We start from the raw sequence: 26,068 nt of genomic DNA on the forward strand, positions 1-26,068 counted from the left end.
CTGTGACCTCCTGCACGTCAAGCAGATGCTCTACCAGCTGAGCTAACCGCGCATAGTTGCGCCGCCTCTTAGCGACGCATATTAGTATAGCAGATTGAAAAGCGGATTGCAAGCCCTTTTTGCAAAAAACTTGAAAAAATCAATCCAGAATTTTTCCGTCGGTGGAAATGGTCACCACCTGCCACGGAATAAACTTGCCGGACGCCTGCAGGGCGCGCTTGGCGGCGTTTTCCAGCCCGCCGCAGCAGGGTACCTCCATCCGCACAACGGTAACCTCCCGGATGTCATTGTTGCGGATGATGGCGGTCAGCTTCTCGCTGTAGTCTACATCGTCCAGCTTGGGGCAGCCCACCAGCGTGATGTGTCCGCGGATAAAGCGCTCATGGAACGCCGCGTAGGCGTAGGCCGTGCAGTCGGCGGCAATCAGAAGCCGCGCACCGTCAAAGTAGGGCGCGTTGATGGGCACCAGCTTAATCTGCACCGGCCACTGGCGCAGCTGGCTGGGGGCCATGGTGGGGGCGGTGCTCTCCCCTGCCGGTGCGTCCGGGTGCAGGGCCTTGGCCATGCTGCCCGGGCAGACGTGCAATGTTCTGGGGGCACTGCCGGGGCAGGCGTGGGCAGCCTTCTGCTGCTTGGCGGCCAGCACGGCGGCTTCATCATAGGGCGCGGCCTCGCGCTGCTCAAACGTGATGGCCCCGGTCGGGCAGTGGGGCAGGCAGTCGCCCATGCCGTCGCAGTAATCGTCCCGCATCAGGGTGGCCTTGCCGTCGATCATGGCAATGGCACCCTCATGGCAGGCGGCGGCGCAGGCCCCGCAGCCGTTGCATTTTTCCTGGTCAATGTGAATGATTTGTCGTTTCATGGTCAGCCTCCTTGACTTTCTGCCGTTATTTTACTACAATGGCAGAAAGAACTCTGTTGTAGAAACAACGTGTGAGGTGCATAAATATGGAACTCTGTCAGCTGCCCGATGTGCCGCTGTTCCGCGGCCTGACCGAAGCTGAAGCCGAGACGGCCATTACCGCCCTGCGGATGCGCCGCAAAGCCTTTGCAAAGGGAGAAATCCTGCTGGAGGCCGGGCAGTGTGCGCCCGCGCTGGGCGTGGTGCTGGCAGGCTGCGTGCATATGGAGCATCTGGATGTCTGGGGCAGCAAGACCCTGCTGGGGCAGGCAGGCCCCGGCGATTTGTTTGCCGAGACCTACGCCTGCCTGCCGGAGGAGCCGCTGCTGGTCAGCGCCGTGGCGGCCGAAGGCGGCGAGGCGCTGTTTCTGGAAACCGAACAGCTCTTGCAGTGCGGTTGTGAGCCGTGGCGCTGGAAGATGACGCAGAATCTGCTGCGCATTGCGGCCCGCAAGAATCTGAATCTGGCTCAGCGCAGCCTCTACACGGCCCCCAAAACGATACGCGGGCGGGTCACGGCGTATTTTTCGGTGCTGGCGCGGCGCAGCGGCTCTGCACGGTTCACCTTGTCCTTTGACCGCCAGCAGCTGGCGGACCATCTGGGTGTGGACCGCAGCGCACTGAGCAACGCCCTGAGCCAGATGCAGAAGGAGGGGCTGCTGGTCATCGACAAGCGCGAGGTTGAGCTGAAGCAGATTGAAGAACTATAAAAAAAGAGGAAGCCAACGGCAGGGTTGACTTCCTCTTTTGATTTTGTGGGGGTTACCCGGTGAAGGGTGAGGCATTTTTATGTGTGGGCAGGAATGGCTTCCCCCGCGGGGGAAGCTGCCAGCGGCCCCGACCGCTGACGGATGAGGGCCAATCCCACGGCATAGCCCGCCCATGGGAAAGGCCACAGCCCATTACTGCACCGTTGTCTCCACCTGCGGGGCACCGCCTGCCAGCTCCTCTGCGGTCAGCGGCTTGGGGGCGGTGGGGTTGTCCAGCTTCTCGCGGGCAACGGCCAGCATCAGCTTGATGCGGTTTTCCTGGTTGACGCGGGTGGCGCTGGGGTCGTAGTCCACCGGCGTGATGTTCGCATCGGGATGCAGGGCGCGGATCTTGTTGATCATACCCTTGCCCACAATGTGGTTGGGCAGGCAGCCGAAGGGCTGTGCACAGACAATGTTGCTGTAGCCGCCCTCAACCAGCTCAATCATCTCGGCCGTCAGCAGCCAACCCTCGCCCATCTTCGCGCCCAGAGAGATAATGCCCTCGGGCTTTTTCATCAGCTCACGGAAGGAGCCGGGCGCGTAGAAGCCGTACTTGCGCATGGCGTCATAGCTGGCGCAGCCAATGCCGTCCAGCCAGCTCAGGAAGGCGTCCGCGCCGCCTGCAATCAGCTTGTTGCCGCCGTACAGGTCGATGTCCAGCTTGTAGTTGGCCACGCAGTAGTTCACAAAGCCCATCAGGCCGGGTAGGTTGACCTCGCAGTCCTGGCTTTCCAGAAACTTTTCCAGATCATTGTTGCCCAACGGCGAATACTTGACGTAAATCTCGCCCACCACGCCGACCTTGACCTTCGGCACGCGGGTGATGGGAATCGTCGCGTAGTCGGCGGCAATGTCATAGAACCGCTTCTTCATATCATGAGCGGAGTAGTTCTTGTCGTCCCGGATCCAGCCCTGAATCGTGGCAATCCACTTTTCGGTCATGGCATCGGCGTCGCCCTTGTGGTTCTCATAGGCGTGGGTCTGGCTGCGCAGGGCCACCAGCATATCGCCGTAGAAGATGGACGCAATCACCTTGCGCAGCAGCGGCACGGTCAGGGGCAGGCCGCTGCCCTTCTCCAGACCGGAGAAATTCAGCGATGCAACGGGAATGTTTCCGTAGCCTGCCTTGACCAGCGCCTTGCGCAGCAGCTTGATGTAGTTGGACGCGCGGCAACCGCCGCCGGTCTGGGTAATCAGCAGCGCGGTGTGCTCCAAATCGTACTTGCCGCTGTTCAGTGCATCCAGAAACTGCCCGATAACCAGCAGCGCCGGGTAGCAGGTATCGTTGTGGACATACTTCAGGCCCAGCTGTGCCACCTCACTGCCGCAGTTGCCCAGCACCTCGGTCTGGTAGCCCTCGCTGGCCAGCGCGGCCTGCATCAGCCGGAACTGGGTCACGGCCATATTCGGAATCAGGATTTTATGGGTCTTTACCATATCCTTGGTAAAGTTGGGAGTCATATATTCCATAAGTGCCTCAATTTTTGTGATCTTCCTTGCGTTCTTCCAGCGCCGCAAACAGGCTGCGCAGACGGATGTTCACCGCGCCCAGATTGGTAATCTCGTCAATCTTCAGCTGGGTGTACAGTTTGCCGCCCGCCTGCAGAATCTCGCGGGTTTCATCGGTGGTGACGGCGTCCAGACCGCAGCCGAAGGACACCAGCTGCACCAGGTCCATATCGGGGTTCTCGGTGCAGTATTTTGCGGCGGCGTACAGGCGGCTGTGGTAGGTCCACTGGTTCAGCACCGAGGTGGGGAACTTCTGCTCATGCCAGCTGACAGAGTCCTCGCTGACAACGGCAGCGCCCTGCCGGATGATAAGCTGGTTGATGCCGTGGTTGACCTCGGGGTCAACGTGGTAGGGGCGGCCTGCCAGCACCACGATGTGGCGGCCTTCCTTACGGGCGGCGGCGATAATCTCGGTGCCTTTATCGTGCAGCTGCTGCATATGGCGGGCGTACTCGGCGTAGGCCGCGTCAATCGCCTCATGCACAGCCTTCTTGTCAAGGCCGGGAAAATATTTTTCCAGTGCCTGCCGGAACTTTTTGTAGAAGTCCTTGCGGCGTTCCAGATTGAAGTAGTCATAGATGAACTTTGTGCTGTTCAGCTCGGGGCAGTTGCCCTCCAGCACCTCTGGGTAATAGGCCACAACCGGGCAGTTATAGTGGTTGTCGCCCAGATGCTCGTCCAGATTGTAGCTCATGCAGGGGTAGAAAATGGCGTCCACGCCCTGCTCACACAGCCAGTGGATATGGCCGTGGCTCAGCTTGGCCGGGAAGCAGGCCGTATCGCTGGGGATGGTGGCCTGACCACTCTGGTACAGCTTGCGGTTGGAGAAGGGGCTGACCACCACGGCAAAGCCCAGCTTGGTGAAGAGCGTGTGCCAGAAGGGCAGCAGCTCGTACATATTCAGGCACAGCGGAATACCGATGCGGGCGCGGGCGTTGGCGGGCGCGGGGGCGTTGCGGTACTCCTCCAGCAGCTTGAGCTTGTAGGCGTAGAGGTCGAGATCCTCATTGTTGGCCTTGCCGGTCACGGGCTTATCGCAGCGGTTGCCGGAGATAAAGCGCTTGCCGTCGGCAAAGACGTTGATGGTCAGCTGGCAGTGGTTGCCGCAGCCCTGACACTGCACGGTGTTGACCTTCTGGTCGAAGGCTTCGAGCTCGGCCTCGGTCAGGACGGTGCTGCGGGCATCTGCACCCGCGTGGGCTTTGCCGTACAGGGCCGCGCCGTAAGCGCCCATCAGGCCCGCAATGTCGGGGCGGATGACGTTGACGCCCATCTCCTTCTCAAAGGCGCGGAGAACGGCCTCATTGTAGAAGGTGCCGCCCTGCACCACGATGTTGCGGCCCAGCTCCTCGGGGCTGGAGGCGCGGATGACCTTGTACAGCGCGTTCTTGACAACGGAAATCGACAGACCGGCGCTGATATTTTCAATGGAAGCGCCGTCCTTCTGCGCCTGCTTGACGGACGAATTCATAAAGACGGTGCAACGGCTGCCCAAATCGACGGGCTTGTCGGCAAACAGGCCCAGCGCGGCAAACTCCTTGACGTCGTAGCCCAGCGCCTGCGCAAAGGTCTGCAAAAAGCTGCCGCAGCCGGAGGAGCAGGCCTCGTTCAGGAAGATGTTGCTGATGGCACCATCCTCAATCTTGAAGCACTTCATATCCTGACCGCCGATGTCGATGATGAAGTCCACATCGGGCAGGAAATGCTTGGCGGCGGTAAAGTGAGCCACCGTCTCGACCAGACCGCGGTCACAGTGGAAGGCGTTCTTGACGAGCTCCTCGCCGTAGCCGGTGGTGGTCACGCTGGCAATCTGCAGGCCGGGATGGTCCTTGTACAGACCGAGCAGCGTCTCCTTGACCAGCGGGATGGGGTTGCCCAGATTGGGGCGGTAGCTCTCAAACAGGATGTTTGCGTTGTTGTCAATGACCACCAGCTTGATGGTGGTGGAGCCGGAATCAATGCCGATGTGCACCGGCCCGCAGTCGGCCCCAAAGGGCAGGCAGGGCACGGTGGCCTTCATATGGCGGGCGTGGAACTCCTCATACGCCTGCTTGTCGGCAAACAGCGGCGGCAGGCTGACGTAGGTGGCGGTGGCGCTGTAGGCATCCAGACGCTTGGCGACCTCGCGTAGGTCGGATTCCTCATCGGCGTAGAACGCCGCGCCCATGGCGACAAAGAGCAGGCTGTTTTCCGGCAGGGTGCCGGTGACGCCCAGCGTGCGGTCAAAGCTCTGGCGCAGCGTCTTAGAGAAGGTCAGCGGCCCGCCGAGATACAGGATGTTGCCCTGAATGGGGCGGCCCTGTGCCAGACCGGCGATGGTCTGGTTGACCACGGCCTGATAGATGGAGGCCGCGATGTCCCCCGCCTGCGCACCCTGGTTAATCAGGGGCTGGATGTCGCTCTTGGCAAAGACGCCGCAGCGGCTGGCGATGGTGTAGGTGCGGGATGCGCCTTGTGCGGCCTTGTCCATCTCATCGGCACCCATCTTCAGCAGGGTAGCCATCTGGTCGATGAAGGCACCGGTGCCGCCGGCACAGCTGCCGTTCATACGGACCTCTGTGCCGTTTGTCAGGAACAGAATCTTGGCGTCCTCGCCGCCCAGCTCAATGATGCAGTCTGTGCCGGGGGTCAGACGGTTGGCCGCTACGCGGGTGGCAAAGACCTCCTGCACAAAGGGAACCTTGCAGCTGTCTGCCAGACCCATACCGGCAGAGCCGGAAATGGCTAAGTAAGCGCGGCCATCGGGCAGATATTCGGCGGCAACCTTTTCCAAAAGTGCCCTGCCCTTCTCTAAAATATGGCTGAAATGACGCTCATAGGTAGAAAAAACAATTTCTCCGGCATCGTTCAGCACAACACATTTAATGGTGGTGGAACCAATGTCCAGACCAACTCTCATAGGATTTTGCCTCCTGCGGGTATGCGTGATTGCGGGATACCGTGCACCGGGTCTGCCCCAAGGCGACACAATATCAGCTTATATTATACAGGCTTCGGCAGCGTTCGGCAAGAGTGTAGCAGGGAAAAAACGCAGTCAAATCCGGAAATATGTTCTAAAAGGGCGAAAAGCGGAAAACAGGAAGGCGGTGCAGGCAAACACCTGCACCGCCTTCCTGTCAAAAGAAAAGAGGAGTATGGATGAAAAACTTAGGAGTCCTGTTCATGGGTTCGGGTCCCTGCTCCCTCCCCCGAGAACACCTATAGTATACCCTGCATTTGTGACAAAGTCGTGAAGGAAAATTCAACAAATTGAGAAGGGTTTGTGAACAAACGGACGGCGGCAAACAAAACCACCCGGCATAAACCGAGTGGTAAAATGTAAAATCACGCTTCGTCCGAGCCCAAACGGTCAATCTGATCCTGCAAAAGCTGGGATACCGGGCGGCGGTTGTTGCGCAGACGATGGGCCGGGGCAGGCTGTGCGGTGTGGTGCACCGGCTGGGCTTTCGCCTTTACGCGCAGGCGCTCGGCGGGCTTTTCCGGGGCGGCGGGGCGCGGCGGATTGACGGGAATATCCGTCTCCGGCGTGCCCTGCGCAAAGCTGCGCATATCAGTGCCCAGCTCCTTCAGCTCGGCCTCGGTCTGGTCCAGCGCCTGATAGATGGCCTGCGTCAGGCCGTCCAAATCCAGCGTGGCGGCGCTCAGGCGTTCATCCACGCGGGCCAGACGCTCCCGCACCAGCATCACGCCCGAAGCAATATTGCGGGCGTTCTCGGCCATACGGCTCTTCTGGGCATCGGCCTGTTGCTTCAGCTCGCGCTCGGCACTCTGCGCGTAGGTACGCGCATCGGCCAAAATCTTACCGGCCTCCAGCTTGGCCTCCCGCACCACATCAGAGGTGGGGGCCGGGGCTGCGGCGGTGTTCAGGGCGCGTGCGGCGGTAAGCTGCTTCTGCAGCTCGTCCACCTGCTGCTGCAAATCGTGGCACTTCAGCTGCCAGATATTGGCATTCTTCTGGCTCTCGCGCTGGGTTGACTGGAAGGAGGCGGTCTTTTTCTTGATCGTCTCCAACTGCTCGTCACTCTCGCGCTGCTTGGTCTCGGCGGCATCGGCGCGCTGGGTGGCGGCGGCAAGCTCGGCACGCAGGGCATCCATGCGGCTGTCATAGCTGCCGCGCTCACTGCGCAGCTCGTCCAGTTTGGACTGCAGCTCCTGCAGCTCGCGCTGGTATTCCAGTTCGTGCTGCTGGGCCTCGTTGGCCAAGGCGTTCATGTAAGCCAGCACGTCATTTTTATCAAAGCCGAACAAGCTGGAACGGAAGCCCTGTTCCTGAATGTTCATGGGTTCAGACGGCATGGCTTTTTACATCCTCTCGCAAAAAAATCATCAAGAACGCTTGTTCAGGATGCTGAGCAGGTCATCAAAGTAATCGCCGTCATCCTCTTCCTCGGCCGGGGCAGCGGGCTGGGTGGACACAGGGGTGTCCATGCCAGTGCTGAAGCTCTGGGTGAAGATGGGGTTGGGCATAACAGGGTTAATCTGCGGCTGGGCGGCAGCGGGCTGTGCAGGCTGTGCGACCGGCTGAGCAGCGGGCTGTGCGGCAGGCTGGGCAGAAGCAGCTGCGGCGCGCTTGGCGTCCACGTGGGCCTGAATGGGCTCGTCCACCTCGGGCGTGCTCTCGAAGCCGGTGGCAACAACGGTGATGCTCATCTCGTCGCTCAGGCGCTCATCGAACGCAGTACCCCAGATGATGTTGGCATCGGGATGGGCGCTCTGGGTAATCATGCTGGCAGCGGTCTCGACATCCTCCAGACCAATGTCGGGGCTGGAGGTGATGTTGATGATAACGCCGCGTGCACCGGCAATGCTGGTCTCCAGCAGCGGGCTGGAAATGGCAGCCTTGGCGGCGTTCTCGGCCTTGCCGGCACCCTTGGCAACGCCAACGCCCATGTGGGCAAAGCCGGCGTCCTTCATGATGGAGCGCACATCAGCAAAGTCAAGGTTGATGAAGGCAGGAATGTTGATCAGGCTGGAGATGCTCTCGACGCCCTGACGCAGAACGTTGTCGGCGGCCTCGAAGGCGTTCATCAGGGTGATTTTCTCCTGGCTGATGAGCTTCAGACGCTCGTTGGGAATGACAATCAGGGAGTCAACGTGCATCATCAGGGAGGCAATGCCCTGCTCGGCCTGTGCCATCTTGCGCTTGCCCTCAAAGGCGAAGGGCTTGGTGACGATGCCGACGGTCAGGATGCCCAGGTCATGGGCAGTTTCGGCCACGACAGGGGCAGCGCCCGTGCCGGTGCCGCCGCCCATACCGGCGGTGATAAAGACCATCTGCGCACCCTTCAGGGCGTTGGTAATCTCGTCCTTGCTCTCCTCGGCAGCACGCTGACCGATTTCCGGGTCAGCGCCGGCGCCGCGGCCCTTGGTCAGCTTGGCACCCAACTGAACCTTCTGGGTGGCCTTGGAGTTGAGCAGGGCCTGCTGGTCGGTGTTCATCGCAACGAACTCGACCCCGGACAGACCGGACTCGACCATGCGGTTGACAGCGTTACCGCCGCCGCCACCTACGCCGATGACCTTGATATTGGTTACATTTTGCATTTCTTCGTCGAGAACGAATGCCATGAGTGTATCCCCCTAAAAGTGAAGTTGTGAAACCGGATACCTGCGTGCACCCGGCAAAGGGGCACACTAATCCGCGATTTTTTACATATAACTGATTATTAGAATATCAAATTTTGCTTGCAATTTCAATACCTAATAAACAAATTCATAAAAAATTGCGGTTTGGTTCGGCCTTTTGCCAACACAAACCGCAAAATTGTATAATTTTTTGGTGCAATACTACAGATTTTGCATAAAAGTGTGAAAAATCAGAGGCCCGCCGCCCCGGTCTCACAGCGGCAGTGTGCACCCAGCCCGCACAGGGCCCCGGCCAAATTCTCGTATCCGCGGCGGATATGCCCCGGGTCACGCAGGCGTGTCTGGCCTTCCGCGGCGAGGGCGGCTACAGCCAGCGCCGCACCGCCCCGCAGGTCGGGGGCGGTCACGTCCGCGCCGTGCAGGGCGCAAGGGCCTGTCAATGTCAGCCGACGCCCCTTTGCCGTGCAGGCTGCACCCATGGCGACAAAGCCCGCCGCACAGGCAAAGCGGTTGGCAAACAGGCTGTCGTAAATTGTGCTCTCCCCTTCTGCCGTCAGCAGCACGGCGGCGGCCAGCGGCGCGGTGTCGGTGGCAAAGGCGGGCCACGCATCGGCGTGCAGCTGTACCCCGCCCCGCAGCGGCATAGCGCAATCCCGCGCCAGCCGCACACCGTCCGCCGTGCGCACCGTCTGCACGCCGGTGTGGGCCAGAAACTGCAGAAAGGCGTCATACAGGGCGGGGTCACAGCCGGCAATCTCCAGCTCGCCACCTGCCGCGGCCAAGGCGGCGGCGTAGGTGGCGGCGGCAATGCGGTCCGGCAGAGGCCGGTGCACCGCGCCGCCAAGCGGACGTCCGCCGTCTATCACCAGAAGGGGCGTGCCCTCGCCGGAAATGCGGGCCCCGCAGGCGCGCAGGAAGCGCACTAAGTCGCAGACCTCCGGCTCCCGCGCTGCCCCGCGCAGCACGGTCTGCCCCTGGGCACAGCACGCCGCCATGACGAGGGTCATTGTGGCCCCGACGCTGGGCAGGCGCAGGGTGAAATCCACACCGCGCAGCGGGGCGCGGCGGCGCAGCGTTACGGCCATGCCCTCCAGCTCAACCTCGGCTCCCATCGTGGCCAGTCCGGCAAGGTGAATGTCCACCGGCCGCGGGCCCAGACGGCAGCCGCCCGGCAGCGGCAGGCGCACCAGACCGGTGCGGCAGAGCAGTGGTGCCAGATAAAACACCGAGCTACGCATCGCCCCGGCCAGATGCTCCGGGATTTCGCCGCAGAGATTTTCGGCGGGCCGGGTGCAGAGGTCGGCTCCGCAGCGCCGTGCATTTGCCCCCACCGCCTGCAGCAGTGCAAGGCTCGTGTCCACATCGGCCAGCCGGGGTGCATCACGCAGACGGCAGGGCGCGCCGCACAGCAAGGTGGCCGCCAGCAGCGGAAGGGTGCTGTTTTTTGCCGCTGCCGGGCGTATGCAACCGTGCAGCGGGTGGCGGCCGGTAATGGTAATCGTCTGCATGGGCGGGGCCTCCTAACTGGGTGACAGAGAACGGTCACACAACCATATAAACCACAACGCCGTAGGGGCCGGGCACGCCCGGCCCGGCTGTGTCCCATAAACGGCAGCTGCCGGAAGGTTTCCCCCTCATCCGGCCCTGCGGGGCTACTTTTCCCCCAGGGGGAAGGCTTTGGGGACTTCCCTTCAACATATATGCCGACTGCCCCGCCCGGTATTACAGCAGCAGCGGCTGTATCTGCACGCCGCGCAGAGCGGCCTCCAGCGTGTCGGGCAGAAGGGTGAAATCACTTTTCAGGCTGCAGGGCTTTTTGTAGCTGTCATCCTGCCCGAAGGGCACAAAATAGTAGTTCCGCCGCTGCAAAAGCTGGCCCAGTGCCGGGGCGCTGCCGGAAAGGCCATCGTTGGTAGAGGGCGCAACAATGACAGGCCGCCCGCCGCGCAGCAGGCTTTTGGCGGCCAACGTTACCGGCGTTGCACTGATGCCCGCGGCCAGCATGGCTATGGTGGTGCCGGTGGCCGGGGCGATGATGAGCGCCTCGGCCAGGCGCTGGGGGCCAAGCGGCTCCACGGCCTGCAGGGTGGTAAGCGGTGTGTGGCCGGTCGTTTCATACAGGGTCTGGCGCAGGGCCGCCGCCGTGCCGAAGCGGGTATCCTGCGTGGCGGCGCTGATGCTTACAATGGGCAGCAGCTCCCACCCGCGGTCAACCAGCGCCCGCATCTGGGGCAGTACGGCGGAAAAGCTGCAAAAGCTGCCGCACAGCGCAAAGGCGGCTGTGCGCTTTGACTGGGTGCTCATGGGGTGCTCCTTTCCTCGTCACCGCGCTCCTCCAGAATGGCAAGCACGGTCTGGGCAATCAGTGCACCGGCGGTCTGGGGTGCACAGCGGCCCGGCAGGGCCAGTGCGTGCTCGGCGTGCAGGCCGAGGGCCTCCGCCGCGGCAAAGTCTGTGCCGCCGGGCAGGCTGGCCAAATCTATGATGACCGCCCCACGCGGCAGCTTTTGCAGCAGCGCCCGGGGCAGCACCGGAGCGGGTATCGTGTTGATGACGGCGTCAAACCCCGGCAGCAGGGCGGGCAGGGCCGTAAGGGGTGCGGCACGGCAGCCGGAGCAGCGGGCATTGGCACGCTGCTCGGCACTGCGCGCAGCCACCGTCACATGGCCGCCCAGCAGCGCCAGCCGCCGGGCCACGGCGCGGCCCACCCGGCCATAGCCCAGCACCAGAAAGCCGCTTTCCCAGATGGTGCGCTCACGCAGGCGCAGCAACAGCTCCAGGCATCCCTCGGCGGTGGGCACGGCGTTCAGACATTCCAGCTCCGGGCGCAGAAAGTAGTCAATCAGCGGCAGCCCGGCCTCCTGCGCGGCGCGGCGCACCGGCATACCCGGGCGGCCCGCCAGAATCAGTGTCCCCTGCCCTGCCCCCTGCAAAGTGCGGGCCACCTCGTCGCTGACGCGCCCCTGTGACATGGGCAGCAGGATGTAATCGGCTGCGGCGGCATTGTCGGCGGCTGTCACGCCGTAGCCTGCCCGGCGCAGCACCCGCGCCGCCGCCAGCTGGCGGGCATCGTGCCCCACCACACAGAATGTTCCCGGCATAAGCGCTCACCTCGTTTGGTTTTGAGCCATAGTATGCCGGGGCGCGGCAGGGTGTGAAAAAGGCACCCGCCTGCTTTCACAGGTGGGTGCCTTGCTGGTATAGGCAGGGGCGGGCATTGCCCGCCCGCGCTGCCCGGAAAATACAGCCCGCGGGAAGCCTGCGGGCCTACCGGGCAGTGCTTTATCAATAAATTTTCAGTGCGTCGCACTGGCCGCGCCAGACGGCCAGCGGGTCGATGGGCACCATGCCCAGACGGAGCTCTGCCACAACGGTTTTGCCGCAGACGCCCAGCAGTTGGCCCTGCTTGACCTTCTCGCCCGCTTTGACCTCCAGATTGGTCAGGCCATAGAAGATGCTTTTCAGGCCCGCGCCGTGGTCAATGACCACCGTGCAGCCGTAGACGCCGCCCAGGTCCTCTGCCAGAAGCACCTTGCCGCTGGCGGGCACAATCATTGAATCATTGCGCTTTTTGGGCTGGATGACCACGTTGGTGGCGGTGCGCCCGCCATAGCCGTAGTTGGTGCTGCGCTCGCTGTAGGAACGGCCCGCGTACTCGGTCATACCGTAGGTCAGCGGCGTGGAAAAGCTGCCCAGGAAGGGCTGCACAAAGCCGCCCACGCTCCACTGAATATCCAGCTCGGAGGTGCTCAGCAGCTTCTTGACAGCCGCGGGGGCGTCCTCCTTGCCGATGTAGGGCGAGACCATCTGGGATTTGCTGCCGTAATCCTTATAATCGTAGGTGGCCGCACGCACGGTCAGGGTCAAATCCTTGCTGTAGCCGTCTGCGGTGACGGTCACGGTCTTGCCGCCAGTCTCCTCGTTCCACGGAATGGGCAGATAGCAAATCCAGCCGTTGGCCGCCTTGACAAAGCCGGCGTTTTCCAGCGTGGTCTTGAGGGTGGGGGCATCACTGCCCAGCGTGGGGCCCACACGGATGGCGGCAACACTGCCCTGCTGCACCGAATCGGTGACGAGCTGGATGGTGGGCTGCAGGCTGACCGTGAAGCGGAACTGCCAGGTTTCACTGCCGGTGATGCTGGTGTTGTCTGCGCCCTCCTGCGCTGTGACCACGAGCTTGGCATCATAGCTGCCATTTGCGCTGAAGCGGAAGCTGCGGAAGCCGGTGGCGCTGCCGCTGTAGACCTCCTCTTTGTCGGCATCGGTAACGGTCAGCTCCGCCGTGTAGCCGGAGCTGGGCGTGACAAGCAAATCCGGCGACGCTCCGGAGACGGGCTCGTCCAACTCAAGGGGGGCTGGGCTGAGCGTTTCGGCGTAGGTACGCCGGAACAGTTTGCCGACCACCGGCACATGCCAGCGGTAGGCGGTGGGGGCAAGCTCGGTGCCGTCAAAGGTGACCTTGATTTCGGGCAGCATATCGGGCGTGGCGCTGCGGTAGAGCCATGCCACGCCGCCGCCCGCGATAATCAGGATGAACAGCACAACCAGCAGCAGCCACTTGGCCATGCCGAACGCACCGCGCCTCAGCTTCTGGGAAATGGTATCCTCCGGCTCGTCCTCGGCATCGTCCGTGTCCCCGGTATCGGCGGGAAGGCTATCGGTATCGGCGTCGGCGGGCAGCGCGGGGACAGGCTGGGGATTATCCTCCAGCCCGGCCATAATCTGCGCAATGGACAGCTGTGCCGTGCGGGAAATGCTCGCCGTGCGTTCCCGCTGCTCGGGGGTGTCCTTGTCGGGGCTCTCGTTGAACGCGCACTTGTCCAGCGCCGCCGGGTCGGACGCCTCGGCGGCGGTATCGGCGGTGTCGGCGGGCGCTGCGTCAGGCATTTGGTCTGCGCCTTCGGCCTCGGCAGTGGCTGTATCGGGCGTCTTGTCTGTGTCATCGGCCTCGGCAGTGGCTGTATCGGGCGTCTTGTCCGTGTCATCGGCCTTGGCCTGGGCGGGCTCGGCGGTCTCTGCCGCAGGGGCGTTGGTTGTATCAGTCTGCGCAGGCTCCGGTGCTTCGGGGGCGGGTGCTTCCGGGCTCTCCTTCGCCGGTGCATCGGTGTCCGCCGCGGGCTTCTCCGCCTTCTTTTTGGCGGCGGACTTTCTGCACGTGCCGCGCTTGGCCTTGGGCTTCTCCTCCCAATCCACCGGGGCTTTGTTCTTGTCTTGTTCCATACGTTCTCCCACTCTGCTCTGTACCTGGGTTCTCATCAACGGCGGCCGGGTGCGCCGTGCTGTACGGTAGTATACTTATTCGTATTCGCGGAACTGCAGACCACTGTTTCCGTCCAGTGCGGTCTGCGGATTGACCGATTTGCTGCCGATGCGCAGCTCGTAAATCAGGCTGTGCGTTGTGCCTGCCGTGCCCAGCGGGTCGCCGGTGGCAACAGACTGCCCGCGTTCGACATCGACCTTTTCCAGACCGTAGAGGTAGCTCTTGACGCCGCAGCCGTGGTCAATGACCACCGTGCCGCCGGTCAGGGTCAGCGTGCCCGCAAAGACAACGTTGCCCGCCTGCGGTGCGGTGACAGTCTCGCCGTCTGCGGCTGCGTAGGTAATGCCGGTGGACTGGCCGCTGCGTGCACCGTCCACCATCTGGGTGGTGCCGTATTCCATGGTGGGCGCACCGGCACTGGGTACCTCAAACCGGCCGTTCCACAGCTTGGCAGAGCTGCCGGTGGTGTACAGTGGCCAGATGGCGTTGCGGAATTCCTCCGCCCCGGCGCTCTCCTCGGCGGGAATGTCCACGGTGTCATACAGCGTCCGTGTGACAGTCAGGATGATTTCCTTATTTAAAGAGCCGCAGGTCAGGCTCAGCGTGTGGTCGCCGCCCTCGGCGTTGTAGGTCACCGGCAGATAGCCCATATACCCGCTGGCGGTTTTGCGGAACCACACGGTGCCGAGGTCTGTCTCGACCGTCGGCTCGCCGTCCAGAATACCGCTGAGCTGGATGGCCACAATGCTGCCCTGGGGCGCACGCTCGGCGCTCAGGGTTACCTTGGGGTTCATCGCCATGGTGAAGGCGGCACGGTAGGCATACCAGCCCACCGGGTCACCGGGGGTGTTGCTGTCGGCACTGTGGTAGGCGGTCACGGTGAGCTGGTACTCGCCGTTCTGTGTGTAGGTATAGGTATTGCAGTCAGCCTGCGTGCCCGCCCAGACGGTGCCGTCGGGCGCGGTAAGCTGCACCTGCGCCGTGGTGACCCAACCGGGCAGCACCAGCTGCGGCACGGTATCGGTAAAAGTGCCCAGCTTCTGCACCGTCAGGTTGGTGGGGCTTTCGTAGGGTTTGCTGACCTTGTCGCCGAGAACCGGAATTGTCCAGTCCCAGCCGTTGGCGGTCAGCTCCTGCTCGCCGAAGGTGACAGCCTCCTGCGGGAGCTTGTCCGCCCCGGTGCGGCTGTAGAGAAAGGCCGCGGTTCCGCCCAGAATGGCGGCAACCATAGCGGCAACCATCACCAGCCAAAGCAGCAGTTTGCGCATAGTCGGTTTTCTCCATTAACAAAAGGCCGGACGCCGTCAGGTCAGCGCCCAGCCGGTTTGAATTGTCCCAGAGGGGTTACTCCTCGGTCTTTGCAGTGTCGTGGATTGTCTCGTAGGTGGTGGCGTCGGTATCGTCCTCATCATCGAAATCATCATAGTCATCGCTGAACAGAAGGCGCTCGTACTCGTCCAGCTCCTTCTCACGGTGATAGAGGTACAGTGCGGCGGCGGTCAGGGCACCGGCAGCGGCAAACAGGAAGGCCAGCACGGCTCCGAAGGTGGTTTTCTTCATCATGATAAAAGCTCCTTTTGCAGTGAAAAACGGCACGTATACGCGATAAACAACGCTTCCGGGAAGGCCCGGCGCGCCGGGAACGCCGCCCCTACAATGGGAATGTGTGTTGGCAGCGATCCCTTCATATGCCTTTATTATACCCGACACACGAGGCAAATACAACAGCCGAATTGTAAAATCTTGCGCTGATTTGGCACGAAAATTTTGCTGCTCCGCCACCCCGGCTCCCTCTTGACAAAGCAGTGGAAATCCGCTTAAATAGTAATATCTGCGGGGAATCACCGCTTTAAACCGAAAAAGAGGCCGGGAGTTTTTATGACAACATTCTTAGGGAATGACAGCGTTCTCAAGAAAGTGCTGCACTTCTCACTTCCGTACCTGTTATCGTACTTTTTGCAGACGCTCTACGGTATGGCGGATCTGCTCATCATCGGCCGGTTTGACGGTGTGGCCGCCACCACGGCGGTGTCCATCGGCAGTCAGGTCATGCATATGAGTACCGTTATGCTGGTGGGGCTGGCTATGGGCGTTACGGTCGGTATCGGCCACGCCGTCGGCGCGGGCGAGCAGCGCCGTGGGGGTGCTCATCCAGTTCCTTGCGCCGAATGTGGTAAGTCTTTTCACGGCAGACGCCGCGGTCATTGCGGCGGGCGCGTGCCGGGTGCGTATTTTATGTCCAAGTGGTTCCCTGACACACTGCTGCCGATGGGGCTTGCGACCGCCTGCGGCTCGGTGCTGTCGGTGGTGGTCTGTTTGATTATGTATACGACCCTGAAAAAGAAGGGACTGTTTGGGGTGGCAACCCGGTGATGGGTTGCCCGTAGGGCGGGGTGACCCCACCCCGCTGTAAGCCCCCTCCCTACAGAAATACCCCGGCAGAAAATCTGCCGGGGGGCTTTACTTTATCTTGCTCAGAACAGCTTATCGGTCGGGTACAGGCCGTCTGCGCTCATCTTTTGCAGGGCGGCTACCAGCTCGGGCTTGTCCTCGCGGTAGGTGATGCCGTGCCAGCGGTCGGCGCTGGTCAGCACATGGACATCGGCCTCACCGCGGTTCAGTGCGTTGGTCACAACGGTGGGCAGGTAATACTCGCACTTCAGCGGGTTCACCGGCAGATTCTCCTGCAGGAAGGCGGCAAAGCCGGCCTTTGCCTTCTGCACATAGTCGGGGGTGAAGCCCCACAAATTCATCGAAACCACGCTGTCGGCGGGCAGGTCGGCCCAGCTTGCGCCGCCGTCCTCACTGTAATGGATGCCGCCGTCATACGGTTCAATGCAGGTGCGCTCGGTCACGCTGACAAGGTTGTGATGCTCGTCGGTCACGCAGACGCCGCGGCTGACACTGCCGTTGGCGCTGACCGTGTTGCCCAGCAGGAAGCCCACCATCGCCCAAGCGCAGCGGTCGCCGTCCGCGTGGGTGCTCAGGTAGTCATACACCAGCTGGAAGCCCTGCGGGCCGTAGTAGTCATCCGCGTTGATGACCGCAAACGGCGCGTTGCCGATGGCCTCCTCCGCCACCAGAATGGCATGTGCCGTGCCCCACGGCTTGACGCGGCCCTCCGGCACGGTGAAACCCTCCGGCAGCTTGTCAAGCTGCTGGTAGGCGTAGCGCACTTCAAACCCGGCGCGCAGGGCGCGGGCTCCGACGGCCTCCTTGAAGGCGTCCTCAATCTCGTGTTTGATGATGAAAACCACCGTCTCGAACCCGGCGCGGCGTGCGTCATAGAGACTGTAATCGAGGATGGCCTCGCCGGACGGCCCCACCGGGTCGATCTGCTTCAGTCCGCCGTAGCGGCTGCCCATACCGGCAGCCATAACAACCAGAATCGGTTTTGTCTGCATAGTCATTGCTCCCTGCCTTATGGCAACACCGCACAATTCCCGCCTAACGGCTTAAGCACCGCTACTGCGGCTACGAAGCACAATCTGCGTTGCAAAAATGCTCGGTAATGTCGGGTTGCGGTACCCGCATCGTGCTTCGGGGACAAAAGCCCCTCGCACTCTGCGACCGCTGCCCCTGCTTCGGTTCGCTGTATCCGCCACTGGCGGCGCTCACCTTTGCAGCATCCAGCATTGCCTGCGCTTTTTGCTTAGCAGTTTGTACTTCTCGCTCGCCGTATCGGCACTTAGAATTATGCGGTGTTGCCTTATGTATTTACATTTATCTTACTCCTTTTCCCCTGCCGTTGCAAGCACCTTATAAAATTTAAAAAACCGGACAAATTCAGCAGTTTGTGACGCCATTTACTATGGCGGCCCGCAGCAAAAAATGGTATAATAAAGACAACATATACAGTAAGGAGGCAACCCTGATGGAACATACCGCAAAACGTGCGTTGGTGCTGGCCGGCGGCGGGGCCAAGGGCAGCTATCAGATTGGTGTCTGGCGCGCATTGCAGGAGCTGGACTGGACGCCCGATATCATCACAGGGGCCAGTGTCGGCACACTGAACGGCTGCCTTTTCACGATGGGCAAAATTCAGGAGGCCGAGGATTTGTGGCGCAGCTTGGAAATCCACGATGTGCTGGAGGTTCCCGAGACCCTCAAGCCGGAGGAATTGCGCCTATTCTTTCTGGACATTATCCGCAGCGGCGGGCTGAACGTGGAGCCGCTGGCCGAGACGATTGACCGCCTGATTGACGAGGACGCCGTGCGCCATTCGCCCATACACTTCGGCCTGGTTATGACCGAGCTGGGCAGCCTGCGCAGCATCCAGTGCCCGATTGAGACGATACCCGAGGGCCAGCTCAAGGACTATATGCTGGCGTCCAGCGCCTGCTTCCCCGCCCTGCGTCCGCGGGAAATTGACGGTGTCAAGTACATTGACGGCGGCTGGCGGGACAATATGCCCCTGGATCTGGCCGCACAGATGGGCGCAACTGAGCTGCTGGGGGTCGATGTGGACGGCATCGGCTTCGTCAAGCCAAACACCACCGGCCTGCCCACGCGCATCGTGCGCAGCCACTGGAATCTGGGCCCCACGCTGGACTTTGACCCCGCCCGCGCTGCCCGCAATATTGCGCTGGGCTACTTTGACACTATGCGGCTGTTTGGCCGCTGCGGCGGCACGGCTTACGCCATGCTGCCCGACAACGAGGAGTATCTGGCCCATTTTGCCGAGCGCTACCAGAAGCTGCTGGCCGAGGTCTGCGCCCGTGCCCCGGAGATTGACCTTGTGGAAAAGAACGCCCGCCAGCGGGCCAATTACCCCGCGCCCTATGCGCCGAACCCCAGCGCCCCCACCCGCGGCGCGCTGGCCCCGCTGGAGCTGGCGGCCGAGCGTGTGGGCGTGCCCGAGGATATGCCCTACACGCCCAAGCTGCTGGCCGCAACCTTTATGGGCAGCTTTGACAAGGACCCGGCAGACCGCTTCCCCGCCCTGCTGGACGGCAAGGAAAACACCCTTGTGACCGAGCGCGCCATTGCCGCCGCCGTGCCGGAGGAGTTTGTCACCGCCTTAGTCAGCAGGACTCTGGCGGAAATGCCGATTTTGTGATGGGAGGCAGTCTATGCACACCTATACCGGCGTACCGGCGTCACCCGGAATTGCGGTTGGCCCGGTCGAGCAGATTGACCATGGCACCACGGGCCTACACCGCATTGTGTGTGACCCCTTCCGGGAGCGCGCCCTCTACGATGTGGCCGTTGTGCTGGCCAAGGACGAGCTGCGCCGCCTGAGCCAGCGCGCCAAGGGCCCCGACGCGGACATTCTGCTGTTTCAGATTGCGCTGCTGGAGGACGAGTCCTTCACCAATGAGATTGGCGATTACATTGCAGCCGGTGCGGGCGGTGCCGCCGCGGTCGAGCGCGCCGAGCAGATTTTTGCCAACCGCTTAAAAAATGTCGATGATGAGTACATCCGGGAGCGCAGTGTCGATGTCTGCGATGTCTGCCGCCGGGTGGTGGATATTCTGGATGGCCGCCCGCGCCGCCGCCTGCACCTGAAGCGGCCCAGTGTTCTGGTGGCAGACTGCTTTTTCCCCAGCGATTTGTTCAGCCTTGACCGGCGCATGGTGCTGGGGCTGGCCAGCAATCAGGACAGCACAGTCAGCCACGCCGCCATTATGGCCCGCAGCCTGGGCATCCCCGCGGTGGTGCAGCTGGGGGACGGCGTTGCCGCCATGGCGGTGGGCCGCCGCGCCATTCTGGACGCCGACAGCGGTACGCTTGTGGTGGAGCCGGACGGTGCCCAGATTGCCCAGGCGGACTGCAAGATCGCCCTGAGTCGCCTGCACGGCCAGCAGCCTGACCCGGTGGCCGCTCTGCCCTGCCTGACGAAGGCGGGCACGGCCTTCCGCCTGATGCCCACCTGCAACATCAGCGACAGCGATACCCCGCACACCCGCGGCGCGGCGGGCATTGGCCTTGTGCGCACCGAGACGGTGATTCTCTATGACCAGAGTGTGGAAACCCAGACAGCCCGCTGCCGTGAACTGCTGAAATCCGCTGAGGGCGTGCCGGTGCTGCTGCGCACCTGTGACACCCACGCCGACGATGACGCGCCGTGGGCCGGGGAGCTGCAGACCCGGCTGAACAGCCACCGGCTGTTCCAGCCGCAGATCAAGGCGCTGCTGCGCGCCGCCGCGGACGGCGATTTGCGGGTGGTTTTCCCGATGATTAAGGATGTGGCCGACTGGGACGTCTGTATGGCCGAGGTAAATGTCTGCCGCAGTGAGCTGCTGGAGCAGGGCTTCGAAACCAGCCCGCTGATGCTGGGTTGTGTGGTGGATATGCCCTCGGCGGCGGTGATGGCCGTTGATCTGATGGAGCACGGTGCCCAGCTGCTGGCCATTGACATTGAGGACTTGGCGCGCTACACGCTGGGCCTTGTGCAGAACCCCACGGCCGCCGTGAACCAGCTGACCAACCCCGCCGTGCTGCGGCTGGTACAGAACATTCTGGCGGACGCTGCACCCCGCGGCGTGCAGGTCTACCTGTGCGGCATCACGGTAGCCGCCGTCAGCGCCATGCCTGCCTACTTGAAAATCGGCGTGCGCACCTTCAGCGCCGAGCCCGCCGCCCTGCTGCCCCTGAAAAAGCTGCTGATGGAGCAGGAAATCTGACGATATGGAGTTTCGCGGAGGCTGCCCGGCAAAGGTTGCCTGCCGGAAACCCCGCACTGTACAAACAAAATGAAAATGCCCGCCGTATTTCTACGGCGGGCATTGTTCATGCGATCAATTACTGAGCAGCAGCCTTGTTGGCGCGCTTAGCCATGCGGCTGATCTTGCGGGCAGCGGTGTTCTTATGGATGACACCCTTGCTCTTAGCAGAGTCGATGGCAGAGACAGCGACCTTAACGACGGTCTCCTTGTCAGCAGCATTGCTGTCGATGGCAGCGTTTGCCTTCTTGACCACTGTTTTCAGGTTGGACTTGATGGTCTTGTTGTGCAGAGCCTCTTTCTTGCCCTGAACAACGCGATCCTTCTGAGATTTAATATTAGGCATTCGTTCCACCTCCTTGGTTCCCCATAACAGTACAAGTTATATTAGCATACTTTTCGGTAACTTGCAAGCCTTTTTTTGAAAAAACTTCATACAAGTTCCGTTGTAGACTAAACGCATCACCTAACCGAGGTGATTTAAATACACAGAGACATAAGAAAAGCAGTCTCTAAAGTAAAAAAGTGAGGTCTACAAAATGAAGTACACTGTATTGGCAACCGAACACCGCGAAGGTTCTTTTACCGCTAAGTCTGGCAAAGATGCCGGACAGGTCAAAAACTACAATTTCTTCCGTCTGCATTGCGTGAAGAAAAACCGTGAGAACGTCGGCGGCGTTGAGGTGTTACAGGTTCGTGCCACTCCCGACATTTACGCCCAGCTGGTCGCCGAGTGCGGCGGCAAGGAAACTGACATTCTGAACCGCAAACTTGATTTTGAGGTTCTGAAAGTCTACGAGAATTACATCCTCAAGGATTTCGAGGTCGTGGAGTAACGAGGTACAGCCCTATGGAGATGCACCCGCCACCACCACGACCCCCACCATAACCGCCAAACTGTGAACGTCGGTTTGGCTCTCCACGGCGCTACGTCCGTGGAGAGCCAAAAGCCAAGCCAAAACGAAAACAGAGGTGGTTAAAGTGGCAGATTCCCCAAAAGCTTATCAATTCATTTTCACGCTGTACCCTGAAAGCCAGCAAAATGCAATCGACTATGTAAAAGAACACTGGTCGTGCGCATGGGCTTTGCACGATAAAGATACCTACGATGCCGAGGACTTGAAAGAGTACGCAAAAGACCACGGCGGCGATTGCCCGCCGTGGAATGTGGGAGACCTCAAAAAGCCCCACGTTCATTTTGTGGTACGCTTCAAAAATCAACGCTATGCAAGCGGCGTTGCGAAGGAACTGCGAAACAAAGCCTTTTGTAGTGTGAGCAACACGGCAATTCGCAGATGCTTCAATCTCTATAAATCCTATGTGTATCTCTGGCATGAAAACGAAGATGATAAATACAAGTACGACCCCGACATAGTAGGCTTGCACGACTTCGACCCGCCCGCACAAAATGAGGGCGTGAGCGAGGAAGAACAGGTTGCCACTATGTTCGATATGCCCAAGTGCCACTCCGTCAAGGAGTTGGCACGCTGGGCATACGATAATGGTTGTTGGTCTACGTTCCGCAAAAACTACAACCTCTGGAAAGATATTTGGCAGGAAACCGTGAAAGGTTGTGCAGATTATGCCGATATGGATTGATGCTTGTCACCAACCGACCGAGGTTATAGACGGAGTTACCCACGCCCGCCCTTGCCCCTGCTACTACTGCAATGATTGCCCGAACGCAACACTAGATTGCAAGATGGGCAAGCAGTATTGTGTGTACGACAGCTACAAAAAGAAGAACATTCCTACACCGTTCCGCTTTGAACTGCTGGATACCGTACATTACCTACATATACCACAGGTCTACACGCGCTGTGCAGGGTGCATCTTTCGCCTAAAGCATGAATACTACAATATCTGCGAGGTTCGCCCCTTTAAAGAAGTTGTAGAAGATTTACCCTTTTGAGGTGCAATATGCGTATCATTCAAAAATCTCTGGTTGACTATAACGCAATCGACACCCTTATTCAAGTTCAGCGGTTCATCGGCAGTAAGCAGAATGCAACGCTGCTTTTCGACGCTAAACAAAGTTTGGCCCGCTGCTATGGCCGTCAGGCCGCTAACTACTCTCTGTTGGTTTCCAGCTATGAGGACAATTCTATTCACAAAATTGAGTTTGTCTCCCACGATTACCAGTTGTAACGCAAGCCCCCAAAAGCAAGCGATTACATAAAAATTCTAGGAAAGGAGAAGCAACTATGTACACCATGTTCGCCGCTGGCGATGGTGCAGGGGTTGCAAAGAGCGCTATGGAGACTATCATTGCTGCCATGACCGATGTGTTCACTCTGTCCGGCACTGTTGTCACCGAGATTACCAAGCAGCCTGTTCTGCTGTTCTGTCTCGCTGCTGGTCTGGTTCCTGTGGGCATCAGCATCTTCGCTCGTCTTAAGAACGCTGCTCGCGGCTAATCCAGCACGGCCCATGTGGGGCAGGGCGAATGCCCTGCCCCACATTTTTTTGCTTTTTCCTTGAAAGAGGGTTCATATATGAAAAACTACCGCCTTATTGCAATTCGCCGCTTCTGCTCCCGCATTGCTTGCGGTCGGCTCTCGCAACTGTACGCGCAAGCTTTCTACATTCCGCGCAACTAAAAAAGCCGCCATCACTGGCGGCGGGTTTAGTGGAAGATTTTAAATAGTAGCCATGCAATCAGGCTTATGTTGGCGATAAGTCCAACAGGCCAGAAAATCATTGTTCCCAACATTCCCAAAACTACCCATATTACAATCTTTAGCCGTTCTCTGTTCTGTTCCGTCATTCTCAACTTCTCCTTTCGGTGGTGTCTATGAAAAAGCGTCTTGTATCTATAATTTTAACTGTATTTTTGGTTTTGTCAATGATGCCTTTTGCGGCTTTCGCTGATAACGCCATCGTTTGCCCTGCCTGTGGTGGCTCTGTTACAAAACAGGAGCGCAGACTTCTTACCGCGCATGACGATTTTTATAAATGCGATAAGTGCGGTAAATGGGCTTGGGTTAATAAACTCGGTTCGTTGAGTCTGTTTTCTGTTGGTGACCAACAAATTCTTGATGCCGCCGATTCTTCTGCGATTATCAATTTTTCGTTCAACAACGGTCACTTAATTCCAGCCGAAAAAGCCCCCTCCGGCATCGGCCGGAAAGACCTACCGGGTTTTGAAGATGAGGAAGGCACTGCACAAGTCAGCAAAGAGGGAAAACTAACCTATGTTGCACATCCTCGTCTTGCTTTAAATTCTAATTGTGTTTCTGTGCCCTATCAGGATTTTTTTGTTGAACAAGAGTATCATACGGATGACTGTAAAAGAACCGGAAATCATCAATCGTATTGTAAGCATTATCAACTTTCGTTCAATTACAATCAGTACGATTATGATTATATCCTTGTTGATGCTTTACGGCATACTAGAACATATGCTACATTCAATGTTGTTTATGAAGTTCAAAACGGTGTACCCGGCACTTATTATGTTGCGAAGGGTCAACCCCTATTTCGCTATCGAAAATCATTAGGCGCAGATGAACAGATTTTCTACTCGCCTAAACAAGAAACTATGAAGCTCCCGACAGATTCGGCTCGTTATGATGATTATGGAATATCTCGGTATCAAGCGTATGATTATAGTTATACAGTCTATTCAGCCGCAAAAGGTGAAGCTATTAAAGCTCGTGTTTTTCGTCTTGTAGTAACTTGTGACCCTGATGATAATAAAATCACCTCTGACACAAATATTACAATTACCAACAACACATGGAACGGTAACATTTATGTAGACAGTAGCACAAACCTTACCTACATTTACCCCCAGTACACCACCGTCAACGAGAAAAACGAAACCGTTACAAACATTTCCAATACGCCCATCATCTACAACAACGAAACCAACAAATATTACACCTACGATTCAGTAACTAACAATTACTACTATATCAATTATGAAGATACCCCGACCCCCACACCTTCGCCCTCGCCGTCTCCTACACCTTCTCCGTCTCCTTCTCCGTCTCCCGACCCTACGGAAACACCCGCTCCCGATGTTACACCTACACCGACAGACCCGCCCACACCCACTACACCGCCTTCTCCCGGAGGTGACAATCCGGGCGGCTCTGGCTCCGGCTCTGGTTCCGGTGATAATTCTTGGAATCCGTTTAAATGGCTTGCTGATTTGCTGAAAGACATCGTCGAAAAAATTCTCAAAGCGATATGGAAGCTAATCACGTCAATTTTCAGTTTCCTGCTTTGGCTGCTCTCTCTTGTCGGAAAGCTGTTCCCCTTTATTCCTACGCAAGCCATTACAGCAATAACCGCAGGCGCGGTTATTGTAACAGTTATCCGCATAATCAAGTTTATTACAGGAAGGTGAGTGCATGAAAAAAATTCTATCAATGCTGGCGCTACTTTGCGTGCTGGTTTGCACCGCTGCACCTGTATTTGCAGATGCAGCTCCCGGTGGTGTAGGCCGTGACGATGTATTAAGCGGCGATTTCAGCACAGCTGAAACCGCGCAAACTGGTGACGATATGGCAGATGCTATTACAAATTCAACAGATTCGCTGAAAAATCTTATGGATGGAGTGAAGGGACAATGGGACGGCCACTTTTCTGGCCTAGGCGGCGTTTTAGAGTTCACAAGCACGTGTATAGGCGGCTCTATCGCCGCTTTGCCCGTTTCGTTTACGTTCTATATTATCTTAGCTGCTGTTTGCGTAGTCTTGGTGGCTATCGTTAAAGAAATAGGAAGGAAGGATAATCCGTAATGTTTCAAGATGTTATGGCAGAAATCGTAAAGTTCTTGCAGATTAATATGAACATTTACGGTGCCACTTTCTCTTTCTGGGATTTAATGCTTTGGGCGCTGTTCGCGTCTCTCATCGGTTGGGTTGTAAAGGAGCTGCTATTTTAATGGATAATTTCAACAAAGTATGCGGAATCATTCTCGCGATGCTTGTGCTGCTCTCGGTATGTTTCACCATCAAGGCCAACGCGGAGGAATATGTTCCTGCAGAATCTGCGGACAGTTCCGCGCAAGCGGATCAGTCCGCAGATGGAGAAGTACATGAGGTCACGCAAGTAACTGGCGTACAGGTCAACGACCCCACCTTGTATGAGAAACTGGATAAGCTGCAAGATTCCGTTGACGCTCTGGCGGCGGTTCTCGCCCCCTCTGTGGATGCTGAAAGCGGTGCAGAGGAAAGTCCTACGCCCGACTACACGGCGCAGCTGTCGGACATTTCCGCGCAGCTGGTGCAGCTCAACAGCACTGCTACTGCCGAAACTGCCGAACCTGATGCGTTCACAAAACCGTTTGAAGAGTATTCCGTTACAGAAGTGCTACTGCTGGTGCTTGCTGCTGTTGCTGTAGGTGCAATAATTATCGGCTTTGTCCGTAGACTGTGAGGTACAA

The 26,068-nt window shown here is 59.1% G+C and carries 25 protein-coding genes; 11 read left to right on the forward strand and 14 right to left on the reverse strand.

Going from position 1 to position 26,068, the window contains the following annotated elements:
* Window positions 1-139: 139 nt before the first annotated feature.
* Complete coding sequence (locus tag NE623_RS05790; RefSeq protein ID WP_256271995.1) at window positions 140-862, reverse strand: ATP-binding protein; 723 nt, start codon at window positions 860-862, stop codon at window positions 140-142.
* Between the two features lie 86 nt (window positions 863-948).
* Between NE623_RS05790 and NE623_RS05795 the strand changes: the two genes are divergently transcribed.
* Window positions 949-1,611 carry a Crp/Fnr family transcriptional regulator gene (locus NE623_RS05795; RefSeq protein ID WP_256271994.1) on the forward strand — a complete coding sequence of 221 codons (663 nt, stop codon included), beginning with the start codon at window positions 949-951 and terminating at the stop codon, window positions 1,609-1,611.
* Between the two features lie 192 nt (window positions 1,612-1,803).
* On the opposite strand, the gene NE623_RS05800 is transcribed toward NE623_RS05795, so the two are convergent.
* The 10 genes from NE623_RS05800 to NE623_RS05845 all read right to left on the reverse strand — a co-directional run bounded on the left by NE623_RS05800 (window position 1,804) and on the right by NE623_RS05845 (window position 15,571).
* Window positions 1,804-3,123 carry a 2-hydroxyacyl-CoA dehydratase gene (locus tag NE623_RS05800; protein ID WP_256271993.1) on the reverse strand — a complete coding sequence of 440 codons (1,320 nt, stop codon included), beginning with the start codon at window positions 3,121-3,123 and terminating at the stop codon, window positions 1,804-1,806.
* Window positions 3,124-3,130: 7 nt separating this feature from the next.
* Window positions 3,131-6,061 carry an acyl-CoA dehydratase activase gene (locus tag NE623_RS05805; RefSeq protein WP_256271992.1) on the reverse strand — a complete coding sequence of 977 codons (2,931 nt, stop codon included), beginning with the start codon at window positions 6,059-6,061 and terminating at the stop codon, window positions 3,131-3,133.
* A gap of 425 nt (window positions 6,062-6,486) precedes the next feature.
* Entirely contained in the window at window positions 6,487-7,458 is a 972-nt protein-coding gene (locus NE623_RS05810; RefSeq protein ID WP_256271991.1) for a DivIVA domain-containing protein, read from the reverse strand.
* Window positions 7,459-7,488: 30 nt separating this feature from the next.
* Window positions 7,489-8,730 carry a cell division protein FtsZ gene (gene ftsZ / locus NE623_RS05815; protein ID WP_256271990.1) on the reverse strand — a complete coding sequence of 414 codons (1,242 nt, stop codon included), beginning with the start codon at window positions 8,728-8,730 and terminating at the stop codon, window positions 7,489-7,491.
* Between the two features lie 248 nt (window positions 8,731-8,978).
* Window positions 8,979-10,256: a UDP-N-acetylglucosamine 1-carboxyvinyltransferase gene (locus NE623_RS05820; RefSeq protein ID WP_256271989.1), complete on the reverse strand. Its 1,278-nt coding sequence runs from the start codon at window positions 10,254-10,256 to the stop codon at window positions 8,979-8,981.
* A 214-nt stretch (window positions 10,257-10,470) separates the two neighbouring features.
* Window positions 10,471-11,052 (reverse strand): dipicolinate synthase subunit B, encoded by a 582-nt coding sequence (locus NE623_RS05825; RefSeq protein WP_256271988.1) that lies wholly within the window; start codon window positions 11,050-11,052, stop codon window positions 10,471-10,473.
* Complete coding sequence (locus tag NE623_RS05830; protein ID WP_256271987.1) at window positions 11,049-11,849, reverse strand: NAD(P)-dependent oxidoreductase; 801 nt, start codon at window positions 11,847-11,849, stop codon at window positions 11,049-11,051. Before NE623_RS05830 ends, NE623_RS05825 begins: the two co-directional genes overlap by 4 nt.
* 184 nt (window positions 11,850-12,033) lie before the next feature.
* Window positions 12,034-13,968, reverse strand: a complete 1,935-nt coding sequence (locus NE623_RS05835) for a M23 family metallopeptidase (RefSeq protein ID WP_256271986.1) — start codon at window positions 13,966-13,968, stop codon at window positions 12,034-12,036.
* Between the two features lie 75 nt (window positions 13,969-14,043).
* A complete protein-coding gene (locus NE623_RS05840; protein ID WP_256271985.1) occupies window positions 14,044-15,276 on the reverse strand; it encodes a murein hydrolase activator EnvC family protein in 1,233 nt (410 codons plus the stop codon).
* A 76-nt stretch (window positions 15,277-15,352) separates the two neighbouring features.
* Window positions 15,353-15,571 carry a phosphatase gene (locus tag NE623_RS05845; protein WP_256271984.1) on the reverse strand — a complete coding sequence of 73 codons (219 nt, stop codon included), beginning with the start codon at window positions 15,569-15,571 and terminating at the stop codon, window positions 15,353-15,355.
* Between the two features lie 315 nt (window positions 15,572-15,886).
* Between NE623_RS05845 and NE623_RS14870 the strand changes: the two genes are divergently transcribed.
* Entirely contained in the window at window positions 15,887-16,381 is a 495-nt protein-coding gene (locus NE623_RS14870) for an MATE family efflux transporter (protein WP_370866696.1), read from the forward strand.
* Window positions 16,382-16,482: 101 nt separating this feature from the next.
* On the opposite strand, the gene NE623_RS05855 is transcribed toward NE623_RS14870, so the two are convergent.
* Window positions 16,483-17,412 (reverse strand): nucleotidyltransferase family protein, encoded by a 930-nt coding sequence (locus NE623_RS05855; RefSeq protein ID WP_256271983.1) that lies wholly within the window; start codon window positions 17,410-17,412, stop codon window positions 16,483-16,485.
* A 470-nt stretch (window positions 17,413-17,882) separates the two neighbouring features.
* Between NE623_RS05855 and NE623_RS05860 the strand changes: the two genes are divergently transcribed.
* Both NE623_RS05860 and NE623_RS05865 read left to right on the forward strand, forming a co-directional pair.
* Window positions 17,883-19,067 (forward strand): patatin-like phospholipase family protein, encoded by a 1,185-nt coding sequence (locus tag NE623_RS05860; protein ID WP_256271982.1) that lies wholly within the window; start codon window positions 17,883-17,885, stop codon window positions 19,065-19,067.
* Window positions 19,068-19,080: 13 nt separating this feature from the next.
* Window positions 19,081-20,634, forward strand: a complete 1,554-nt coding sequence (locus NE623_RS05865; protein WP_256271981.1) for a putative PEP-binding protein — start codon at window positions 19,081-19,083, stop codon at window positions 20,632-20,634.
* Between the two features lie 118 nt (window positions 20,635-20,752).
* Here the strand turns inward: NE623_RS05865 and rpsT are convergent, their stop codons facing one another.
* Window positions 20,753-21,019 (reverse strand): 30S ribosomal protein S20, encoded by a 267-nt coding sequence (gene rpsT, locus NE623_RS05870; RefSeq protein WP_256271980.1) that lies wholly within the window; start codon window positions 21,017-21,019, stop codon window positions 20,753-20,755.
* A gap of 193 nt (window positions 21,020-21,212) precedes the next feature.
* Between rpsT and NE623_RS05875 the strand changes: the two genes are divergently transcribed.
* From NE623_RS05875 to NE623_RS05890, 4 genes are all read left to right on the forward strand, one after another.
* Window positions 21,213-21,509, forward strand: a complete 297-nt coding sequence (locus NE623_RS05875) for a hypothetical protein (RefSeq protein ID WP_256271979.1) — start codon at window positions 21,213-21,215, stop codon at window positions 21,507-21,509.
* Window positions 21,510-21,654: 145 nt separating this feature from the next.
* Window positions 21,655-22,272, forward strand: coding sequence for a Rep family protein (locus NE623_RS05880; protein ID WP_256271978.1), 618 nt, complete (start codon window positions 21,655-21,657; stop codon window positions 22,270-22,272).
* Between the two features lie 321 nt (window positions 22,273-22,593).
* Entirely contained in the window at window positions 22,594-22,821 is a 228-nt protein-coding gene (locus NE623_RS05885; RefSeq protein WP_256271977.1) for a hypothetical protein, read from the forward strand.
* Window positions 22,822-22,877: 56 nt separating this feature from the next.
* Window positions 22,878-23,090, forward strand: coding sequence for a hypothetical protein (locus NE623_RS05890; protein WP_256271976.1), 213 nt, complete (start codon window positions 22,878-22,880; stop codon window positions 23,088-23,090).
* Between the two features lie 209 nt (window positions 23,091-23,299).
* Here NE623_RS05890 and NE623_RS05895 read toward each other — a convergent pair whose 3' ends face one another.
* Window positions 23,300-23,440: a hypothetical protein gene (locus NE623_RS05895; protein ID WP_256271975.1), complete on the reverse strand. Its 141-nt coding sequence runs from the start codon at window positions 23,438-23,440 to the stop codon at window positions 23,300-23,302.
* Between the two features lie 27 nt (window positions 23,441-23,467).
* Here NE623_RS05895 and NE623_RS05900 point away from each other — a divergent pair, with 27 nt between their 5' ends.
* The 3 genes from NE623_RS05900 (at window position 23,468) to NE623_RS05910 (ending at window position 26,061) form a co-directional block, all read left to right on the forward strand.
* On the forward strand, window positions 23,468-25,027 hold the full coding sequence (locus tag NE623_RS05900) for a hypothetical protein (RefSeq protein ID WP_256271974.1): 1,560 nt from the start codon (window positions 23,468-23,470) through the stop codon (window positions 25,025-25,027).
* 4 nt (window positions 25,028-25,031) lie between these two features.
* A complete protein-coding gene (locus tag NE623_RS05905; protein ID WP_256271973.1) occupies window positions 25,032-25,421 on the forward strand; it encodes a hypothetical protein in 390 nt (129 codons plus the stop codon).
* Between the two features lie 145 nt (window positions 25,422-25,566).
* The gene (locus tag NE623_RS05910) at window positions 25,567-26,061 is read left to right on the forward strand and encodes a hypothetical protein (protein WP_256271972.1); all 495 of its coding nucleotides are present in this window, start codon (window positions 25,567-25,569) and stop codon (window positions 26,059-26,061) included.
* Window positions 26,062-26,068: the final 7 nt, after the last annotated feature.

Origin of the sequence: Gemmiger formicilis (assembly GCF_024462815.1) — a bacterium.
Classification (GTDB): domain Bacteria; phylum Bacillota; class Clostridia; order Oscillospirales; family Ruminococcaceae; genus Gemmiger.

Coding starts and splice junctions, on each gene's coding strand:
- NE623_RS05790 (WP_256271995.1), bottom strand. CDS start 862: ATGAAACGACAAATCATTCACATTGACCAGGAAAAATGCAACGGCTGC.
- NE623_RS05795 (WP_256271994.1), top strand. CDS start 949: ATGGAACTCTGTCAGCTGCCCGATGTGCCGCTGTTCCGCGGCCTGACC.
- NE623_RS05800 (WP_256271993.1), bottom strand. CDS start 3,123: ATGGAATATATGACTCCCAACTTTACCAAGGATATGGTAAAGACCCAT.
- NE623_RS05805 (WP_256271992.1), bottom strand. CDS start 6,061: ATGAGAGTTGGTCTGGACATTGGTTCCACCACCATTAAATGTGTTGTG.
- NE623_RS05810 (WP_256271991.1), bottom strand. CDS start 7,458: ATGCCGTCTGAACCCATGAACATTCAGGAACAGGGCTTCCGTTCCAGC.
- ftsZ (WP_256271990.1), bottom strand. CDS start 8,730: ATGGCATTCGTTCTCGACGAAGAAATGCAAAATGTAACCAATATCAAG.
- NE623_RS05820 (WP_256271989.1), bottom strand. CDS start 10,256: ATGCAGACGATTACCATTACCGGCCGCCACCCGCTGCACGGTTGCATA.
- NE623_RS05825 (WP_256271988.1), bottom strand. CDS start 11,052: ATGAGCACCCAGTCAAAGCGCACAGCCGCCTTTGCGCTGTGCGGCAGC.
- NE623_RS05830 (WP_256271987.1), bottom strand. CDS start 11,849: ATGCCGGGAACATTCTGTGTGGTGGGGCACGATGCCCGCCAGCTGGCG.
- NE623_RS05835 (WP_256271986.1), bottom strand. CDS start 13,968: ATGGAACAAGACAAGAACAAAGCCCCGGTGGATTGGGAGGAGAAGCCC.
- NE623_RS05840 (WP_256271985.1), bottom strand. CDS start 15,276: ATGCGCAAACTGCTGCTTTGGCTGGTGATGGTTGCCGCTATGGTTGCC.
- NE623_RS05845 (WP_256271984.1), bottom strand. CDS start 15,571: ATGATGAAGAAAACCACCTTCGGAGCCGTGCTGGCCTTCCTGTTTGCC.
- NE623_RS14870 (WP_370866696.1), top strand. CDS start 15,887: ATGACAACATTCTTAGGGAATGACAGCGTTCTCAAGAAAGTGCTGCAC.
- NE623_RS05855 (WP_256271983.1), bottom strand. CDS start 17,412: ATGCAGACAAAACCGATTCTGGTTGTTATGGCTGCCGGTATGGGCAGC.
- NE623_RS05860 (WP_256271982.1), top strand. CDS start 17,883: ATGGAACATACCGCAAAACGTGCGTTGGTGCTGGCCGGCGGCGGGGCC.
- NE623_RS05865 (WP_256271981.1), top strand. CDS start 19,081: ATGCACACCTATACCGGCGTACCGGCGTCACCCGGAATTGCGGTTGGC.
- rpsT (WP_256271980.1), bottom strand. CDS start 21,019: ATGCCTAATATTAAATCTCAGAAGGATCGCGTTGTTCAGGGCAAGAAA.
- NE623_RS05875 (WP_256271979.1), top strand. CDS start 21,213: ATGAAGTACACTGTATTGGCAACCGAACACCGCGAAGGTTCTTTTACC.
- NE623_RS05885 (WP_256271977.1), top strand. CDS start 22,594: ATGCGTATCATTCAAAAATCTCTGGTTGACTATAACGCAATCGACACC.
- NE623_RS05890 (WP_256271976.1), top strand. CDS start 22,878: ATGTACACCATGTTCGCCGCTGGCGATGGTGCAGGGGTTGCAAAGAGC.
- NE623_RS05895 (WP_256271975.1), bottom strand. CDS start 23,440: ATGACGGAACAGAACAGAGAACGGCTAAAGATTGTAATATGGGTAGTT.
- NE623_RS05900 (WP_256271974.1), top strand. CDS start 23,468: ATGAAAAAGCGTCTTGTATCTATAATTTTAACTGTATTTTTGGTTTTG.
- NE623_RS05905 (WP_256271973.1), top strand. CDS start 25,032: ATGAAAAAAATTCTATCAATGCTGGCGCTACTTTGCGTGCTGGTTTGC.
- NE623_RS05910 (WP_256271972.1), top strand. CDS start 25,567: ATGGATAATTTCAACAAAGTATGCGGAATCATTCTCGCGATGCTTGTG.